At 47.2% G+C, this 17,587-nt stretch carries 14 protein-coding genes, 1 pseudogene and 2 riboswitches; of the genes and pseudogenes, 7 read left to right on the plus strand and 8 right to left on the minus strand.

The window, feature by feature from the left end; translation table 11 throughout:
- Window positions 1-28 precede the first annotated feature (28 nt).
- Complete coding sequence (galE, locus tag AC2CGA_RS10610; protein WP_003150811.1) at window positions 29-1,045, minus strand: UDP-glucose 4-epimerase GalE; 1,017 nt, start codon at window positions 1,043-1,045, stop codon at window positions 29-31.
- Window positions 1,046-1,255: 210 nt separating this feature from the next.
- Here galE and pepT point away from each other — a divergent pair, with 210 nt between their 5' ends.
- The 4 genes from pepT (at window position 1,256) to AC2CGA_RS10630 (ending at window position 5,197) form a co-directional block, all read left to right on the plus strand.
- Entirely contained in the window at window positions 1,256-2,488 is a 1,233-nt protein-coding gene (gene pepT / locus AC2CGA_RS10615) for a peptidase T (RefSeq protein WP_003150810.1), read from the plus strand.
- Window positions 2,489-3,064: 576 nt separating this feature from the next.
- A complete protein-coding gene (locus AC2CGA_RS10620; RefSeq protein ID WP_003150808.1) occupies window positions 3,065-3,232 on the plus strand; it encodes a hypothetical protein in 168 nt (55 codons plus the stop codon).
- A gap of 102 nt (window positions 3,233-3,334) precedes the next feature.
- Window positions 3,335-3,811 carry an LURP-one-related/scramblase family protein gene (locus AC2CGA_RS10625; protein ID WP_003150780.1) on the plus strand — a complete coding sequence of 159 codons (477 nt, stop codon included), beginning with the start codon at window positions 3,335-3,337 and terminating at the stop codon, window positions 3,809-3,811.
- An 84-nt stretch (window positions 3,812-3,895) separates the two neighbouring features.
- A riboswitch (SAM riboswitch) is annotated at window positions 3,896-3,982 on the plus strand.
- Between the two features lie 78 nt (window positions 3,983-4,060).
- Window positions 4,061-5,197, plus strand: a complete 1,137-nt coding sequence (locus AC2CGA_RS10630) for a 5-methyltetrahydropteroyltriglutamate--homocysteine S-methyltransferase (protein ID WP_139885490.1) — start codon at window positions 4,061-4,063, stop codon at window positions 5,195-5,197.
- Between the two features lie 33 nt (window positions 5,198-5,230).
- Here the strand turns inward: AC2CGA_RS10630 and AC2CGA_RS10635 are convergent, their stop codons facing one another.
- On the minus strand, window positions 5,231-6,112 hold the full coding sequence (locus tag AC2CGA_RS10635; protein ID WP_139885491.1) for a methyltransferase domain-containing protein: 882 nt from the start codon (window positions 6,110-6,112) through the stop codon (window positions 5,231-5,233).
- 362 nt (window positions 6,113-6,474) lie between these two features.
- Window positions 6,475-6,575: riboswitch (purine riboswitch) on the plus strand.
- 139 nt (window positions 6,576-6,714) lie between these two features.
- Here AC2CGA_RS10635 and AC2CGA_RS10640 point away from each other — a divergent pair.
- On the plus strand, window positions 6,715-7,908 hold the full coding sequence (locus tag AC2CGA_RS10640) for a NupC/NupG family nucleoside CNT transporter (protein ID WP_139885492.1): 1,194 nt from the start codon (window positions 6,715-6,717) through the stop codon (window positions 7,906-7,908).
- Window positions 7,909-7,955: 47 nt separating this feature from the next.
- On the opposite strand, the gene AC2CGA_RS10645 is transcribed toward AC2CGA_RS10640, so the two are convergent.
- The 3 genes from AC2CGA_RS10645 to AC2CGA_RS10655 form a co-directional block, all read right to left on the minus strand.
- The gene (locus AC2CGA_RS10645) at window positions 7,956-8,630 is read right to left on the minus strand and encodes a DUF3298 and DUF4163 domain-containing protein (protein WP_003150773.1); all 675 of its coding nucleotides are present in this window, start codon (window positions 8,628-8,630) and stop codon (window positions 7,956-7,958) included.
- A 139-nt stretch (window positions 8,631-8,769) separates the two neighbouring features.
- The gene (locus AC2CGA_RS10650) at window positions 8,770-9,018 is read right to left on the minus strand and encodes a hypothetical protein (protein ID WP_046376745.1); all 249 of its coding nucleotides are present in this window, start codon (window positions 9,016-9,018) and stop codon (window positions 8,770-8,772) included.
- Between the two features lie 286 nt (window positions 9,019-9,304).
- A complete protein-coding gene (locus tag AC2CGA_RS10655; RefSeq protein WP_032857206.1) occupies window positions 9,305-11,356 on the minus strand; it encodes a catalase in 2,052 nt (683 codons plus the stop codon).
- Window positions 11,357-11,556: 200 nt separating this feature from the next.
- On the opposite strand from AC2CGA_RS10655, the gene citH reads away from it, so the two are divergent.
- The gene (gene citH, locus AC2CGA_RS10660) at window positions 11,557-12,837 is read left to right on the plus strand and encodes a citrate transporter CitH (RefSeq protein WP_003150770.1); all 1,281 of its coding nucleotides are present in this window, start codon (window positions 11,557-11,559) and stop codon (window positions 12,835-12,837) included.
- A gap of 41 nt (window positions 12,838-12,878) precedes the next feature.
- Here the strand turns inward: citH and bglS are convergent, their stop codons facing one another.
- Window positions 12,879-13,610 (minus strand): beta-glucanase, encoded by a 732-nt coding sequence (gene bglS / locus AC2CGA_RS10665; protein ID WP_003150769.1) that lies wholly within the window; start codon window positions 13,608-13,610, stop codon window positions 12,879-12,881.
- 247 nt (window positions 13,611-13,857) lie between these two features.
- Window positions 13,858-14,653: pseudogene (gene licT / locus AC2CGA_RS10670) on the minus strand (BglG family transcription antiterminator LicT).
- Between the two features lie 171 nt (window positions 14,654-14,824).
- Between licT and AC2CGA_RS10675 the strand changes: the two are divergent.
- Window positions 14,825-16,075, plus strand: coding sequence for an MFS transporter (locus AC2CGA_RS10675; RefSeq protein WP_103695219.1), 1,251 nt, complete (start codon window positions 14,825-14,827; stop codon window positions 16,073-16,075).
- 30 nt (window positions 16,076-16,105) lie between these two features.
- Here AC2CGA_RS10675 and AC2CGA_RS10680 read toward each other — a convergent pair whose 3' ends face one another.
- On the minus strand, window positions 16,106-17,545 hold the full coding sequence (locus tag AC2CGA_RS10680; protein WP_014306105.1) for a DEAD/DEAH box helicase: 1,440 nt from the start codon (window positions 17,543-17,545) through the stop codon (window positions 16,106-16,108).
- Window positions 17,546-17,587: the final 42 nt, after the last annotated feature.

The raw sequence follows: 17,587 nt of genomic DNA on the forward strand, positions 1-17,587 counted from the left end.
CCCTCATCATTTGAAGGTCTCTTTCTTTTTACACCTTTTGGTACCCGTTCACATTGGAGGACTGCCACTTCCAAGAGTCGGCGCACATTTCTTCAAGCCCGCGCTTTGCTTCCCAGCCTAATTCAGCCTTCGCTTTTGCCGGGTCTGCGAAGCATGCGGCGATGTCTCCCGGGCGCCGGTCGGCAAAACGGTACGGCACTTCTTTTCCTGATACTTTTTCAAACGCCTTGACCATCTCCAGAACGCTGTAGCCTCTTCCTGTGCCGAGATTATAGGCGTCGGCGCCCGTTGTGTTCAGCACCTTTTCGAGCGCTTTGACATGGCCCTCGGCAAGGTCAACGACATGGATGTAATCCCGCACGCCGGTGCCGTCCTTTGTCGGATAATCATTGCCGAACACCTGCAATCGCTCAAGCTTGCCCACAGCGACTTGTGCGACGTACGGCATTAAATTATTCGGGATGCCGTTCGGGTCTTCTCCGATCCGGCCGCTCGGGTGCGCGCCGAACGGATTAAAGTAGCGGAGCAGCGCAATGCTCCATTCAGAGTCCGCATTATGCAGATCGCGTAAAATCTGTTCCAGCATCAGCTTTGTCTGCCCGTAAGGATTGGTGGCGCTTAAAGGAAAATCCTCAGTGATCGGCGTTGTTTCCGGAACGCCGTAAACCGTCGCTGAAGAACTGAAGACGATTTTTTTCACACCGTGTGCCTGCATGGCTTCACATAAAATAAACGTTCCCGTCAGATTATTATGATAATAACGGAGCGGAACAGCCACAGACTCACCGACGGCTTTTAATCCCGCAAAATGAATGACGGCTTCAATCTCATTTTCAGCAAACACCCGGTGAACGGCGGCACGGTCAAGGAGATCCGCTTCATAAAACACAAGCCCTTTTCCGGTAATGTCTTTCACACGCTCCAATGCTTCCGGTGAACTGTTTGACAGATTATCCAGAACCACGATGTCATAGCCGCCGTTTAACAGCTCGACACATGTGTGGCTTCCGATATAACCCGCTCCGCCTGTCACTAAAATCGCCATGAAGAAAGCCTCCCCTATTGAATGAATTGACCATATTATATCGGTTTTTTCTTCCTCAATCATCCATTTCCAAAAAGTTTAATCGTTTAGTCATCGTTTCTTCATAATTTATTTTCATTCGCGTAAAAAACAGAGCCCTCGATTCAAACGGGTTGTGAAATAGAAATCCCTCCCCCGCGCATGGTAAGATAAGACAAAGGAGATGACGGTATGAAAAATGAAATCATTGAACGCTTTACCTCTTACGTAAAAGTCGATACACAGTCTGACGAAAACAATGAAAACTGCCCTTCAACCCCCGGCCAGCTGACATTGGCCAACATGCTGGCAGATGAATTAAAGTCGATCGGCATGACAGAAATTACAGTCGATGACAACGGGTACGTCATGGCGACTCTGCCGGCGAATACGGATAAAGACGTGCCGACTGTCGGTTTTCTGGCTCACGTGGATACCGCGACCGATTTTACCGGAAAAAATGTGAATCCTCAGATTATTGAAAGCTACGACGGGCATGATATCGTTCTGAATGACAAACTCAATGTCGTCCTGTCGCCTGAGCAATTCCCGGAGCTTTCCCGCTATAAAGGCCAGACGCTGATTACAACAGACGGCACGACGCTGCTCGGAGCCGACAACAAAGCGGGCATTGCCGAGATCATGACGGCAATGGCGTACTTGATCAAACATCCGGACATCAAGCACGGAACGATCCGAGTCGCGTTCACGCCTGATGAAGAAATCGGCAGAGGCCCTCACAAATTCGATGTCGGCCGCTTCAACGCCGCGTTCGCCTACACGATAGACGGAGGCCCCCTCGGCGAACTGCAATATGAAAGCTTTAACGCAGCCGCCGCAAAGCTTACTTGTTACGGAAAAAGCGTCCACCCGGGAACGGCGAAAAACAAAATGGTCAACGCTTCAAAAATCGCGATGGAATTTCATCACGCGCTGCCGAAAGAAGAAGCGCCGGAATATACGGAAGGGTATGAAGGCTTCTATCATTTACTTTCCATGGACGGAGACGTTTCTGAAGCCGCCCTGTCGTACATCATCAGAGATTTTGACAGAGACCGCTTCGCAGAACGAAAAGAATATATGCAGAAAACCGCCGATGCGCTGGCGGCCAAATACGGGAAGGAAAGCATCAAGCTTGAACTGCGTGATCAATATTACAACATGAGAGAAAAAATCGAACCGGTCAAAGAGATAGTCGATGTCGCGTATCAAGCCATGAAAAACCTCGACATCGAACCGATTATCGAACCGATCCGGGGCGGAACCGACGGCTCACAGCTCTCTTACATGGGACTGCCGACACCGAACATTTTCACGGGCGGCCAAAACTTCCACGGAAAATATGAATACATTTCCGTCGATCATATGGAAAAGGCGGTAAACGTCATTGTTGAAATCGCCAGGCTCTTTGAAGAGCGCGCTTAAAACCAAAGCCCCCTGCTTTGGTTTTTTTCTTTCACATGAAACCTTTCCTTCTTTCTTTCCGTATATAAGGTATGAAATGGAAAGAAGGAGTGAAGACTATGGCAAGAGGGACTGTAGCGAAAGAATTGAAAAAAACCTTAAAAGACCCGCGTGTACTGGAGACAAAATCAAACCCTTTTAAAAAACTGCGGAAAATGTTCAAACGATTTTTTTAAGATAACATCTCGTTTTCTTCAAAAAAATAAAGAAAGCGCTGTCAACTCGCAGTCATCTGTTAGAAGCAGTTATTTTGCATATCATAAGGTTTTTTAGGGTACTGAATAACACAAGGCAAACGAAAACACCGAAGTAGTTAATTAGACACTTACAAAAAATAGTAATAAAGTTATATAAACGATCATCATTTATCAGCCGATACAATCTATAGAACCACAACAAGAGCAAAATTTCTTCAACCCATAGTTATTTTTACGGAAAATGACGTTATTTTTTAAAAAAGTGACAATTGTTTGAATACTTTTCGTTTGTTTTTTCGTACAATAATAATACCAAAACTTTTTTTGGGAGGTATGTAAAATGATGCTACTTATTTTCGCTGCTTTGACAGGGTATCTTGTTTTCTCTTTCAGTAAGGACAACCGCCGGAAAACGCCAAAGACAAGCCCGCTGGTGACAGCTGCCGACACGAATAACATCATTGATTTAAATGCGATCCGTCAAAAACGCCGGATGCCGCTATCATAAAAACGACAGCTGCCGCAAAATCGGCAGCCTTTTTTTATGCACCCGGCCGATATGAAACCTTCCGCCTCCTTTTTTCGTAAAACATAAAAAAGGAGTTTTTTTATGTACCATTTTTACATCAAAGAGCGAATGTTTACGTTTAAGAATCGTTTTCAAGTGTTTCTTGAAAGCGGAAAAGAAGTCTACAATGTTGAAGGAAAGCTGTTTTCATTCGGTGATGAACTGAAGCTGACTGATTTGGACGGCCGCACGCTCGCCAGCGTCAATCAGAAACTGATGTCGCTCGTTCCCCGTTACGAGATTTCCGTCAGCGGCAAACCCGTCTGCCAAGTCATCAAGAAAGTCACGTTTTTCAAACCGAAATTTGAAATTTCCGGACTCGGCTGGAATCTTACCGGCGATGTGTGGGGCCGGAATTTTCAAGTGACAGACGGAAAATCAAACCGGATGACCGTCACCAAATCATGGATGAGCTGGGGCGATTCCTATCATTTGCAGATTGAAAAGGAAGAGGATATTGCTCTTTGTCTTGCGATCGCCATCGTGATAGATATGATTCTATTTGAGGGTGACAAATAAAAATATTTATCGAAATATATTGACAATATAAGAAAACATACTAAGATTAAGAGTATTACAGTTTATTCTGAAAAATAGCATATTTCCTTATCAAGAGAGGTGGAGGGACTGGCCCTATGATACCCGGCAACCGCTGTTCAGCAGAATGGTGCTAAATCCTGAAGATAAGGTTGAGATTTGCGGACGCAAGCTCTTCCCTATCCGAGGGAAGAGTTTTTTTATATTTCATCAGGAAAGAAGGAATCGTTCATGTCACAGCAAAACACAGAACAACCATCGCATACTCTTCTAAGAAAAAACCCGCCGTTTCGCGCGGATCAGGTCGGAAGCCTGCTGCGGCCGGCGGCTGTGAAGCAAGCCCGCCTGCAAAGAGCGGCGGGTGAGATTTCGGCAGAACAGCTGCGCGAAATCGAAAACAGAGAAATCATCCGCAGCGTGGAAAAGCAGAAAGAAACCGGCCTCAATGTCGTGACTGACGGCGAATTCCGCCGTGCCTGGTGGCATTTTGATTTTCTCGAAAATTTAGACGGGGTTGAGGCATTTACGCCTGAAAGCGGCATTCAGTTTCACAACGTACAGACGAAAGCGCGCGGCATTAAAGTAACGGGAGATATTGATTTTTCTCAGCATCCGATGCTCGAAGATTATAAATTCCTGCACAGCATTGCCGGCAATGCTGTTCCGAAAATGACCATCCCAAGTCCGAATATGCTGTTTTTCCGCGGAAAATTGGAAAAAGCGGCCTACCAGAATGATTACAAACAATTTCAGCACGATGTGTCAAAAGCGTATAAAAAAGCGATTCAGGCTTTCTATGACGCCGGGTGCCGCTACCTTCAGCTTGATGACACCGCATGGGCCGTTTTCTTATCTGAAGCGGGGCTTCGTCAGATTGAAGATTTCGGCACAACGCCGGATGAGCTGCGCAAGCTGTTTGCCGCTTCCATTAATGACGCGATCAAGGACCGCCCTGACGATCTGAAGGTTACGATGCATATCTGCCGCGGCAACTTCCAATCCACATGGACGGCTGAAGGCGGCTATGATGCAGCGGCTGAAACGATTTTTGACGGGCTTGACCTTGACGGATTGTTCCTGGAATATGATGATTCCCGCTCCGGCGGCTTTGAACCGCTCCGCTATGTCAAACGCTCTGATCTTCAGCTTGTGCTTGGATTGATTACATCAAAACATGGCGAACTTGAAGACAAGGACGCGATTAAACGCCGGATTGAAGAAGCTTCACAATATGTCAGCCTGGATCAGCTTTGCCTCAGCCCGCAATGCGGATTCGCCTCCACTGAGGAAGGAAACCTGATCACAGAAGAACAGCAATGGGCGAAACTGCGTCATGTCGTCAGCATTGCCGGTGAAGTCTGGAAATAAAAAAAAGACACGCGATCAGCGTGTCTTTTCTGTTTACAGAGGACCGGTTCCGATTAAAATATCGATATCTATCGTAATATCCGCCGCTTTTCGGCTGATAAACCGCCGGATGCTTTCATCAGTACATTTCCATGTTAAGGGCGTCATTTTCACAAGCCGCTCGAGGTCAGGCTGCGATAAGGTCTTCGTGTAACACAGCCGTTTGCGCTCAAAAGTTTGAAAGCCCGCTTGGAATCGTCCGGCCGCAGAATCGGCGGTGTCATTCCGCCGAGGACTGTCTCCGAAGAAGAATTCCCTTACTTCCTTCAAATAATCACGCCGCGGCACCGCTTTAATGACTGTGCCGCCCTTTCGTAAAAGCCTGCTGCATTCCTTGTAATTCCAAGGTGATAAAACAGACATCACGACATCAAAACAGCTGTCGGCAAACGGCGCATCCGCCACATCAGCGACGGCAAAAACCAAATGATCCCCGAAGGCCTTTGCGGCATGCAGCACACCTTCTTTCGAGAGATCAATACCGATTCCCGTCACGGAAAAAGCGGGCTGAAGCCATTTGCATACGGCGGCTAAATGAGAGCCTTCTCCGCATCCCGCATCCAATATCGCCGCCGTTGTTTGCGGAGATTGAATGCGGCTGATGATTGCGGCGATCTCCTTTTGAACCGGGACAAAAAATTCCCGGCTGTCAAAAAGAGCGCGTCTCGCTTCGAACAGCCGCCTGTCATAGCGGGTTTTGAACGATTTATTGAGGAAATTCACATATCCTTGCTTTGATATATCAAATGTATGCCCGTGTCCGCACATCAAGCTTTTGTATTGTGAGACCGCCATGGCCGAACTGCATAGCGGACACCTGAATACGGACTGGCATGATTGCAGTAATTCCGCGCGTTTTCTTTTTATAGACGTCAATAAAAACACCTCATTCATTCGTTATTCCGATGAAATGAAAAAGGCATAGACAAATAAACCTCGCAAAATTGGAAGTTTAACCTATTTATCTATACCTCTCATTATCTGTAACGAATGAACTGAATGATCATGAAAATGACCCCTTTTCTGCCGTCTTTTGAAGGCGGTGCCCTCAGATCCATTTTATCAGCTGCATCCCGTCTTTACAATGAACCGGAACTGTTTTTCGGGGGCTTTTATACCTTTATTATCCAATTACTTGTGAACATCCTTTATTTTCTTTATTTATAATATAAATTTATTATTTTGAAAATATCTAAAAAGGTTGATTTTCAAAAATTGAAACGATAAAATACTGCTATCTCATGTAATATCGTTATTCTTGTATATGATCAGTAATATGGTCTGATTGTTTCTACCTAGTGCCGTAAAAGACTAGACTACAAGAAAGTTTGCATAAATTTGAACGAGTGAAAAGCATATGATGCTGTCAGTCTATTCTTTTCTTTTGGCTCTTATTTATCACACTTTCTGGCTTTCAGGAATTTGTGACGAATAAGAGCTTTTTTTATTTCCATAATACCCTTATAGGAGTTGCTCACATGTACTTTTTATTGAACATTGTCGGTCTCATTGTTGTCATGGCTGTTGTTTTCTTATGCTCACCCAACAAGAAGAAGATTAAATGGCGTCCGATTGTCATGCTCCTCGTCTTTGAGTTTCTGATTACTTGGTTTATGTTAGGGACAAAAGTCGGCGGCTTTGTCATCGGGAAGATCGGCGCGTTCTTTACATGGCTGATTTCCTGTGCCAGTCAAGGGATTGCCTTCGCCTTTCCGTCTGTCATGGCGAACCCGACGGTTGATTTTTTCTTCAGCGCATTGCTGCCGATTATCTTCGTCGTGACCTTCTTTGATATGCTGTCGTATTTCGGTATTCTGCCGTGGCTCATTGATAAAATCGGCTGGCTGATTTCTAAAATATCCCGTCTGCCGAAGCTGGAGAGCTTTTTCTCCATCCAGATGATGTTTTTAGGAAATACGGAAGCTTTAGCCGTCATCCGCCAGCAGCTTGCCGCCGTCAGCAACAATCGGCTTCTGACATTCGGGCTGATGAGCATGAGCAGCATCAGCGGTTCGATCATCGGATCGTACTTGACGATGGTTCCGTCCACTTATGTGTTTACAGCCATCCCGCTGAATTGCTTAAACGCGCTTTTAATCGCCAATATGCTGAATCCCGCGGACGTTTCTAAAGAGGATGATATTATTTACGTTCCTTCAAAAGCGGAGAAAAAAGACTTCTTCTCCACGATTTCTAACAGTATGCTTGTCGGCATGAACATGGTCATTGTTATTTTAGCGATGGTAATCGGATATGTGGCGTTAACGGCTGCGTTAAACGGCGTACTCGGACTGTTCATGCACGGTTTGACCATTCAAAAGATTTTCTCATACATCTTCAGTCCGTTTGCCTTCCTTCTCGGATTAGGTGTACATGACGCGATGTATGTCGCACAGCTGATGGGCATCAAGCTCGCGACGAATGAATTTGTGGCAATGGCCGATCTGAAAGGGCAGCTGAAATCACTTCCGCCGCACACGATTGCCGTGGCTACGACATTCCTGACATCATTCGCAAACTTCAGCACCATCGGTATGATCTACGGATCTTATCAATCTCTGCTTGATGGTGAAAAATCAGCCATCATCGGGAAAAACGTCTGGAAGCTGCTTGTCAGCGGAATTGCCGTTTCCTTATTGAGCGCGGCGATTGTCGGATTGTTTGTCTGGTAAAAGAAAAAAAGCGATACCGCTCCGTTTTGGAGTGATATCGCTTTTTTTTATTGATAGACGGATGCAGGCACGAAAACGTCCCGGATTCCTGCCGCGTACGGTCCGAGATCATATTGTCCGAACACAACGGCAATGCCGTTTTTCGTAAAGAAGAAAGGTCTTTCGTTATTGAGGATGATCTCTTGTTTTTTGACGTCCTGGTCAAACAGATCGTTATGTTTCTTAATGTAGCCGTAAAGATAGTCTCTCGTTTTGTTGGCTTTCGTTTTTGTATTCAGCACATCATTGAGTGTGACCCGTTTTTTTGCGGCCAGGTCGTAATTAAAGGTCTGAACGGCTGTCAGCCCGTGTGCGCCGCCTGTGTAACTGTAGTTTTCCGTCTGAATGCTGAGCTTGCCGCCTTGATTATACTTCACCTTGAAATCTGCCTGGTATTCCGCTTTGTAGCCTTGTTTTTCACCGTCTTTTTTGTTTTTTACATATTCTTTGTACGAGTTTTCAATATAGCGTTTGAAGTCCTGATTGATTTTCTTTTCAAAAGATGCATTTCCCGTATTTGTGACCTCGGGGTACGTCAGCTGCTTTACATGCTTATACGTCTGGCTTTTGACGACGGGCTTTGCGGTTTGCGCGGCCTCGGCTGAAGGCGCGAAACCTCCGAACGGCGCGGCTGTCAGCACGGTTAAGAGCACGGCCGCCATCATTTTGAATGCTTTTTTCATCACAACTCCTCCTTTTCATTACCGTTCCCTTTTTGAAAACGGTTTACACTCTATAGACAGCGCAGATCAGCAAATTGTTTCTGGGCCTTCTTTCACATTTTCTCCATGAAAAAAGAGACATGGATAATCCACGCCTCTTTTACCGTGAAGGTCTTTGCGCAATGGCTTCATAAACGGCTTCCGCCAAATCGGAGTTGCCGAACATCTCCAAAACGCCGATGACGGTTTGATCAGGAATCGGTTCTGATTCCTCCTTCGGCACGACAAGCTCTTCAGCCGTTTTTCGCAGCTCTTTGTTTAAAGGCTGTCCGGGGTAAGCTTTGCTGTAAATGGCCATCGGATCAAGGTCATGATTGACGCACCATTGGGCAAACACCAAAATCATCATGTTTTCGTCACGCCGGTAATATTCTTCGAGTTGTTTTTCGGTAAACGGCTTCACTATCAATCGCTCCTCCAGAAAATCTACCCCTAAGATACACAAACACAGAGCGGAAGTAAACCAAAGAGGGTGAAACATATTATTTCATCAACCCGCCTGCTTTAAATAATGCAATGCCCTGACTGTCCCGGACAGCGGAAGGTACGGATTTGCACGGTAGCAATTTCGTTTTCTCCCAATATTCTTTCACAAGAAAAAAGCGCCCCTCTCATAAAAAGGCGCTTTTTCATTCTTATATGTTTCTGTCCCAATGCCGATGCTCAGCCACGGCTTTCAGAAATTGTTCATGGTTTCCGTCCGGAACAAGACCGGGGCCGCTTTCTGTTCCGGCGGCGAGGGCGAGAAGTTCTTTTCCTTCACCGGAGGCGCCGATCGCTTTGTAATGGCTGAAAGCTTCGTTGACGAAGTCTCTGGCCGATTTTTGGGCTTTGAGGCTGTCTGTGCTTTGTTTTCCGCCCGGAATGAAAACAGCGTCGTACAGGACGGAATCCGCTGTCAGGAACGTGGCTGACGCTTCGAGCTCCGTGCCGTTTTCTCCCTTGACGGTTCCAAGCACAGGACTGATGATATCGGCTCTGACTCCCGCCTGTTTGCATGCGTCAAGCACTTGTTTGACTTTCTCATCAGAAAACCCGTAGTCGGTTAAAACCGCAACCTGCCTTGTCGCTGCCGTCTTCACCGTGTTTTCCTGGCTTAAGGCCGGGGAAGTGAACGTTTCATCAGATTCACGGTCCTTCGGCGGCGGGTTCACCCCGATTCCTTTCGCAACACGCTCGGCAAGCCCGGCGTCGACGTGACTGAAGACATCAACCACCTGCTGCTGCACATCCTTGCTGTTCACTTTTCCGACTTCAAAACAGAATGCGGAGATGATATGTTCTTTCTCGGCGGGAGACATGCTGTTCCAGAACATCTTGGCCTGAGAAAAATAGTCATTGAAGCTCTCACTGCGCTGGCGGATTTTTCTGCCTTCTACTTTTTCCTGGTAATGAACGTATCCGCCTTCTTCTTCTGAGGCCGGCGACGGATCATTGTTCTGCAGGGAATTTTTATGATAGGCGACAGGACCCTTATTAATCGTCATCCGGTGGTAGCCGTCGTATTGGTTGTTATGGAACGGGCAGACCGGCCGATTGATCGGAATCTCGTGAAAATTCGGCCCGCCAAGACGGATGAGCTGTGTATCTGTATAAGAGAAAAGCCGGCCTTGAAGAAGCGGATCATTGGTGAAATCAATGCCCGGCACGACATTTCCCGGGTGAAAGGCGACCTGTTCCGTTTCCGCAAAGACATTGTCCTGATTGCGGTCGAGGGTCATTTTTCCGATCAGCTTGACGGGAACCAACTCCTCCGGCCACAGCTTCGTCGGATCAAGGATATCGAAATCAAATTTAAATTCATCTTCTTCGTCAATCATCTGAACACCGAGCTCATACTCGACTTTGCCGCCGTTTTCAATCGTTTCCCACAGGTCGCGGCGGTTGAAATCGGGATCTTTCCCGGCAATTTTCTGCGCTTCATCCCATACGAGGGAATGAACGCCGAGCACGGGTTTCCAGTGGAATTTGACAAAGCGCGCTTTTCCTTCCTCGTTGACGAAACGGAACGTATGCACACCGAAGCCCTCCATCATCCGATAGCTTCGCGGGATGCCGCGGTCAGACATCGTCCACATGACCATGTGCGCGGATTCAGGATTGTTTGCGACAAAATCCCAGAACGTATCATGAGCCGTCGCAGCCTGCGGCATTTCATTGTGCGGTTCCGGTTTTATGGCGTGAACGAGATCCGGGAATTTGATCGCGTCCTGAATGAAGAACACCGGAATATTGTTTCCGACGAGGTCATAGTTCCCTTCTTCAGTATAAAACTTCGTCGCAAATCCCCTGGCGTCACGGACGGTGTCGGCTGACCCCTTGGAGCCTGCCACTGTTGAGAAACGGACGAAAACAGGTGTTTTGACAGACGGGTCCTGCAAAAATTTCGCCCGTGTATATTCCGTCATCGGTTCGTACACCTGAAAATGCCCATGAACGCCGTACCCGCGTGCATGAACAACCCGTTCCGGAATCCGCTCGTGGTCAAAGTGCGTCATTTTTTCACGAAAATGAAAATCCTCCATCAGCGTGGGGCCGCGGACGCCCGCTTTTAAAGAATGCTCATCCTCAGACACGCGAAGCCCCTGATTGGTCGTCATTTTTTTGCCGCTGTTATCAGATCGGTACTGCTCAAGCTGTTCGTCCTTTGAGTGTTCATTTACTCGTTTGTTTTGATCATCACTCATGTCAGTTCCCCCTTCTAAAACGAAACATTCTACAGCACATTTACCCGCGGCGTTCTTTAAATAAACTGCTGATCCGCTCATTAGGATTTTAGGTCTGTATTTACATATGCGGTCATACACATTTTGAAATAAGCCATTTTCACAGAAACAAAAAGTGAAAGCGCTTACCAAAACAGCTGTTGAACAGGGGAGGTCATATCATGCTTGCCATACTCGGTTTTGTGATGATGATTGTTTTTATGTACCTTATTATGTCTAACCGGCTTTCCGCACTTATTGCTTTGATTGTCGTTCCTGTTGTGTTTGCCCTGATCAGCGGATTTGGCAAAGATCTTGGCGGGATGATGATTCAGGGTGTTACAGACCTCGCTCCTACCGGGATTATGCTGTTATTCGCCATCCTGTATTTCGGCATTATGATCGACTCAGGCCTGTTTGATCCTCTCATTGCCAAAATCTTATCGTTTGTCAAAGGAGACCCGTTAAAAATCGCCGTAGGCACAGCGGTTCTGACGATGACCATTTCGCTGGACGGAGATGGGACAACAACGTATATGATTACGATTGCGGCAATGCTGCCCCTTTACAAACGGCTCGGCATGAACCGTTTGGTGCTGGCGGGGATTGCGATGCTCGGTTCGGGCGTCATGAATATTATTCCGTGGGGCGGACCGACGGCGAGGGTTTTGGCTTCCTTGAAATTGGACACGTCAGAAGTTTTTACGCCGCTGATTCCCGCTATGATCGCCGGCGTTCTCTGGGTGATCGCCGTTGCTTATCTCCTTGGAAAAAAAGAACGGAAGCGTCTCGGCATCATTTCGATTGAACACGCGCCGTCTTCTGATCCGGAGGCGGCGCCGCTGAAGCGTCCCGCTCTCCAGTGGTTTAACCTGCTGCTGACTGTCGCTCTGATGGCCGCGCTGATCACCAGCCTGCTTCCCATCCCTGTTCTTTTTATGATCGCGTTCGCCATCGCCTTGATGATTAACTATCCAAATGTCAAAGAGCAGCAGAAACGGATTTCGGCGCATGCGGGTAATGCGTTAAACGTTGTCTCAATGGTGTTTGCGGCAGGCATATTTACAGGCATTCTCTCAGGCACAAAAATGGTCGATGCGATGGCGCATTCTCTCGTTTCCCTCATCCCTGATGCCATGGGTCCGCATCTGCCGTTGATCACGGCGATTGCCAGCATGCCTTTCACCTTTTTCATGTCGAATGACGCCTTTTACTTCGGTGTTCTTCCCATCATCGCCGAAGCCGCTTCCGCTTACGGAATAGACGCCGCTGAAATCGGAAGAGCCTCCTTGCTGGGACAGCCTGTGCATCTGCTCAGCCCGCTTGTGCCATCCACCTATCTATTGGTCGGAATGGCAGGCGTCAGCTTTGGCGACCATCAAAAATTCACTATTAAATGGGCCGTGGGGACAACGATTGTGATGACGATTGCGGCGCTTTTGATTGGGATTATTTCGTTTTAATTAAAAAAGGATTTCCGCTGGCGGAAATCCTTTTCTGTACATTATTTTTTTGTATAGCGCACCCAGTCATAATGAGCGTATAGCGGATTTACACCATTGTAGGAACCGAGCCAGTCATCGACACCTATCCCATTCCACAAGTTCATCATGATCTTTCCCGGTGTTGTCGGGATTTGGCTTGTCGCAGTATGTTTTAATTGCCCATCGACATACCATTTTATAGAGTTCGGCTGCCAATCGAACGCATACGTATGATAGGCATTGGCCGCGTCAAATCCGAGATCCGCAACCTTCTCATGGTTTCCCGCGCCATTTGTATAATAATTAAATTGAACCTTTGTCGTGTCTTTTCCTAAAAATTCGATATCAATCTCATCCCAAGGGGTACCATCCGTTGGACCTGTATAAGTGAAGAACGATGAAACGATCCCCGTGTTTTTAGCCGGTTTCATTCTGACTTCATAAAGTCCATAGCCATAGGTTTGAGCGGAGCGGTTCTCCCCGCAGTCAAACTTGTTATAAGACGGGCTTGTCAGCGCCAAACGCATTTCACCTGATGACGTCACGGATACATTATTTGCACGCCAAGTGCAGTTGAACATATCTCCATTGGAGTAACCATTTGCTTTTTGCCAGAAACCGGAGTTATAGCTGTTAAAAGGTTCAAAAAACGATCCGCCTGTTTGAGCTGATGCAGCAGAAGTGATCGCACACAAACTCAAAAACAATCCAGTGACAAGAATGAGCAGCACTCGTTTCATACGATAAAACATGTCGGCATTCCCCTTTCTTTGAGAGCGATTTCTTTATCGATCATACATGATTCTGTTAAAAGGGAACATCGGTCAGAATAATGATAATAACGAATCTTAAAAAAACCTAAATTACCATCAGCACAAACAGAAATGATCCGCGCTCATTGTAATTTAGGTTTTGCATGCTTATCAGCAACAATCCTAACAAGATCATATGTGAATGTAAGAAAAAATGAATCCAAGAACAATAATGCCAACGCTTTCATTATGCTTGTTTGACTACCCTTTCTATGTGAATCGTTAAATACAGCAGCTCGTCACTGGTGAGCTTGTGCTCATACGCCCTCTCAATGCAAGTTTGGATTTTCTTCGTGCATTCATACGCCCGACGGTATTTTTCTCCAGCAAAAAGTCGATGTGTGCCGTTAAAAAGACGCTGCGCGAAAAACTTTAAGTGGGTGACAAGCCGATAATAGTGAAGCGATTCTTCGTTGAATTCAATCTTAAAATGGTATTTTACGATACTCAAAATCTCTTGCATGACTTTTGTAATGCTGATGATATTGGGCATCTCCTCATTTACAATATGCAGCGCAATAAAACCTGCTTCATCCTCCGGCAGAGACACGCCAGTCTTGTTTTTTACCATGATCAGCGATTCTTTTCCGATTGCAAATTCGTCTTTGTAGAGCCGCTTCGTTTCCCACAGCAAGGCGTTTTTGATATCCAGCCCTTTCTTATTGCGCTGAATGGCAAAGTTAATATGGTCGGTCAGCGACACATAGATGCTGTCGTTGAGCTTTTTGCCAAGCTGTAATTTCGCATAGCTGATAATCTCCTCGGATACTTCCATATACTCGATCGGAATATCATACAAAAGGGTTTTGAACTTCGGATACATCTTTGTTATCGAGGGTGAGCACTTTCTCAATGCGGGCTTCATCTGCCGGATCTCCCGTTTTCTTTTGAAAAGCAATGCCCCGGCCCATGATGACCAATTCCTGATTGCCTTCTTTGAGCACACTGACGACATTATTATTAATGACTTTCGCAATCTTCAATTCCGTCTCCCTCCCGCCTGACCATTTACCTGCTACACCTTGATTGTACATCCTTTTTGTACCAGGTCAATATCTCCAGGTCAATCAGAAAACGCCGTTCAGAAATCATTGTCCAACGATGAGGCAGAGGCGCATATAATGCAGAGAACCGGTTTTTGGGAAGGAGCGTGTGTGATGAAACGGTTTTCGAAAGAAGAAAGCAGCTGGATGCTGTATGATTGGGCCAATTCAGCTTATTCGGTCATTATTATGACGGCGGTGTTCCCCTTGTTTTTTAAAGCGGCGGCGGCGGAAAACGGCGTCAGCGCAGCTGATTCCACCGCTTATTTGGGCTATACGATTGCCGCCGCGACTTTTATTTTGGCGATGCTCAGCCCCGTCTTAGGAACGATTGCCGACTACAAAGGATGCAAGAAACGGTTTTTTGCCTTCTTTTTTCTGATCGGTGTGGCGGGCACCGCCGCGCTGGCTTTGATTCCCGGCGAATCTTGGATGCTGTTATTAATTTGTTATACGATTTCCACGATCGGCTTTGCCGGATCTAATGTGTTTTATGATGCGTTTCTCGTTGATGTGGCCGCAAAGGAGCGGATGAATATGGTGTCCGCCAGGGGGTTTGGACTGGGCTATATCGGCAGTACAATCCCTTTTCTCCTCAGCATTGCCGTGATTCTGTCAGCACAAGCGGAGGTGATTCCGCTGTCCGCCAAGACTGCGGGCCGCATTGCCTTTTTGATTACGGCGGCATGGTGGGGACTGTTTTCGATTCCGCTCCTTCTCCGCGTCCGCCAGCGCTATTATATCGAGAGGGAGCCGCGGCTTGTGATCAGCAGTTTTATACGGCTGGCCGGCACGCTGAAGCAGATCAGGAAGCACCGGGCGCTGTTTTTGTTTCTGCTCGCCTATTTCTTCTACATCGACGGGGTCGGCACCATCATTACGATGTCCACGTCATACGGGGCTGACCTCGGTATCAGCGCGGCAAATCTGCTGATTGTTTTATTTGTCACTCAGGTCGTCGCCGCCCCTTTTTCAATTTTGTACGGGCGGCTGGCCGAACGGTTTAAGGGAAAAACGATGCTTTATGCCGGGATCGGCGTGTATATGATTGTCTGCACGTATGCTTATTTTATGGATTCCGCTTTTGATTTCTGGGTTTTGGCTATGCTTGTCGCCACTTCCCAAGGCGGTATTCAGGCGCTGAGCCGTTCTTACTTTGCCAAGCTTGTCCCTAAACAGAACGCCAATGAGTTTTTCGGCTTTTATAATATCTTCGGCAAGTTCGCTTCAATTATCGGCCCGCTTTTGATTGCCGTCACCGCCCAGCTGACCGGAAATTCGTCAGCCGCGGTGTTCAGCCTGATTTTGTTATTTGTGATCGGCATTGCCATCCTTGCGTTTGTGCCTGAGGAAACGGCGTAAAAAAAGCCTGCGCGCGGCAGGCTTTCTATTTTATTTCTTGGCTTTATGGACTTTCAGTTTTTTGCCTTTGACCGTCGTATTTTTCATGATGTCAAGAACGTGCGGGCCTTTTCCGTTCAGAATTTCGACGTATGATGCGTTGTCCAGAATCGTGATAATCCCGATATCATCGGCTGAAACGCCGTCGATTTTCGCGATCGTTCCGACAAAATCGACCGCTCTGAGTTTCTTCTTTTTCCCGCCGTTAAAGTACAGTTTCATGATGTCTTTGTTTAACTGTTCGCTTTTGTCTGTTTTGACATCGGGGCGGGCGTTCAGTTTTTCCGCAAAAGCCGCTTTCCGTTCCGCTGTTTCTTTCTCGGACGGCGCCTCCCGCTTTTGGATGCGGAAACCGATATATGTCTCAATGTCATTCAGAAAACGCGATTCAGAAGGCGTCACAAACGTAACGGCCAGTCCGCGGTGTCCGGCGCGCCCCGTTCTGCCGGTGCGGTGCACATAGCTTTCTTTTTCAAGCGGAATATCATAATTGATGACGAGGCTGATGTTTTCGATATCAATTCCTCTGGCGGCAACGTCGGTCGCAATGAGATAGCGGAACTCGCCGCGCTTGAATTCATTCATGACGTCAAAGCGGTCTTCCTGCACCATTCCGCCGTGAATTTTATCGCAAGGGTAGCCCAGCCTGTCCAGCTCATCGGTTAACTGGATAACTCTTTCTTTTGTCCGGCAGAATATGATGCAGCTGTCCGGGTTTTCGGTGATCAGGACATCACGCAGCAAAGATGATTTATCCTCTTCTTCTGTTCTGGTGACAAAATGCTCAATGTCTTTTGTCGTCAGGCCTTCCGCTTTTACTTCAATCAATTCAGGGTCTTTCATATATGTGCGGCTCAGCTTCTCGACGTCATCCGGCAGCGTCGCTGAAAACAACATGGTGACTCTGTTTTTCGGCAGATGCTGAATGATGGCTTCCACCTGTTCAATAAATCCCATATTCAGCATTTCATCCGCTTCGTCAATCACCACATACGCCAGCCGTTCGAGCGGCAGCGTCCCTTTTTCTATATGATCAAGCACACGTCCCGGCGTTCCGGCAACGACGTGGCTTTTTTGCTTCAGTTCGGTTTTCTGTTTGTCAAAAGAAGCTTTTCCGAAAACCGCCGTGGCTTTTATCCGTTTGAAACGGCCGATATTCGTGATATCTTCTTTAATCTGCGCCGCAAGCTCGCGGGTCGGCGTTAAAATCAGCGCCTGCGGTTTGTTTTCCTCCCATTCCGCAAGCTCGCAGATCGGAATGCCGAAAGCTGCGGTTTTGCCGCTGCCCGTCTGCGATTTGACAACGAGGTCTTTTTTTTGCAGCGCGGCGGGGATGACGCGCCGCTGCACTTCAGTCGGCTCGGTGTATTGCAAGCCATTCAGCGCCCGTCGGATCTCGGGGCTGATCGCATATTCATTAAACTCATTCATGACTAAACTCCTTCTCTGTCCGGCTCCCCTCATTATACGCGA

Source organism: Bacillus sp. SYZHCR11, from assembly GCF_057196865.1.

Bases quoted from the DNA above. Each gene is read 5' to 3' on its own strand.
- galE (WP_003150811.1), bottom strand. From the start codon at position 1,045: ATGGCGATTTTAGTGACAGGCGGAGCGGGTTATATCGGAAGCCACACA.
- pepT (WP_003150810.1), top strand. From the start codon at position 1,256: ATGAAAAATGAAATCATTGAACGCTTTACCTCTTACGTAAAAGTCGAT.
- AC2CGA_RS10620 (WP_003150808.1), top strand. From the start codon at position 3,065: ATGATGCTACTTATTTTCGCTGCTTTGACAGGGTATCTTGTTTTCTCT.
- AC2CGA_RS10625 (WP_003150780.1), top strand. From the start codon at position 3,335: ATGTACCATTTTTACATCAAAGAGCGAATGTTTACGTTTAAGAATCGT.
- AC2CGA_RS10630 (WP_139885490.1), top strand. From the start codon at position 4,061: ATGTCACAGCAAAACACAGAACAACCATCGCATACTCTTCTAAGAAAA.
- AC2CGA_RS10640 (WP_139885492.1), top strand. From the start codon at position 6,715: ATGTACTTTTTATTGAACATTGTCGGTCTCATTGTTGTCATGGCTGTT.
- AC2CGA_RS10645 (WP_003150773.1), bottom strand. From the start codon at position 8,630: ATGAAAAAAGCATTCAAAATGATGGCGGCCGTGCTCTTAACCGTGCTG.
- AC2CGA_RS10650 (WP_046376745.1), bottom strand. From the start codon at position 9,018: ATGATGATTTTGGTGTTTGCCCAATGGTGCGTCAATCATGACCTTGAT.
- AC2CGA_RS10655 (WP_032857206.1), bottom strand. From the start codon at position 11,356: ATGAGTGATGATCAAAACAAACGAGTAAATGAACACTCAAAGGACGAA.
- citH (WP_003150770.1), top strand. From the start codon at position 11,557: ATGCTTGCCATACTCGGTTTTGTGATGATGATTGTTTTTATGTACCTT.
- bglS (WP_003150769.1), bottom strand. From the start codon at position 13,610: ATGTTTTATCGTATGAAACGAGTGCTGCTCATTCTTGTCACTGGATTG.
- AC2CGA_RS10680 (WP_014306105.1), bottom strand. From the start codon at position 17,545: ATGAATGAGTTTAATGAATATGCGATCAGCCCCGAGATCCGACGGGCG.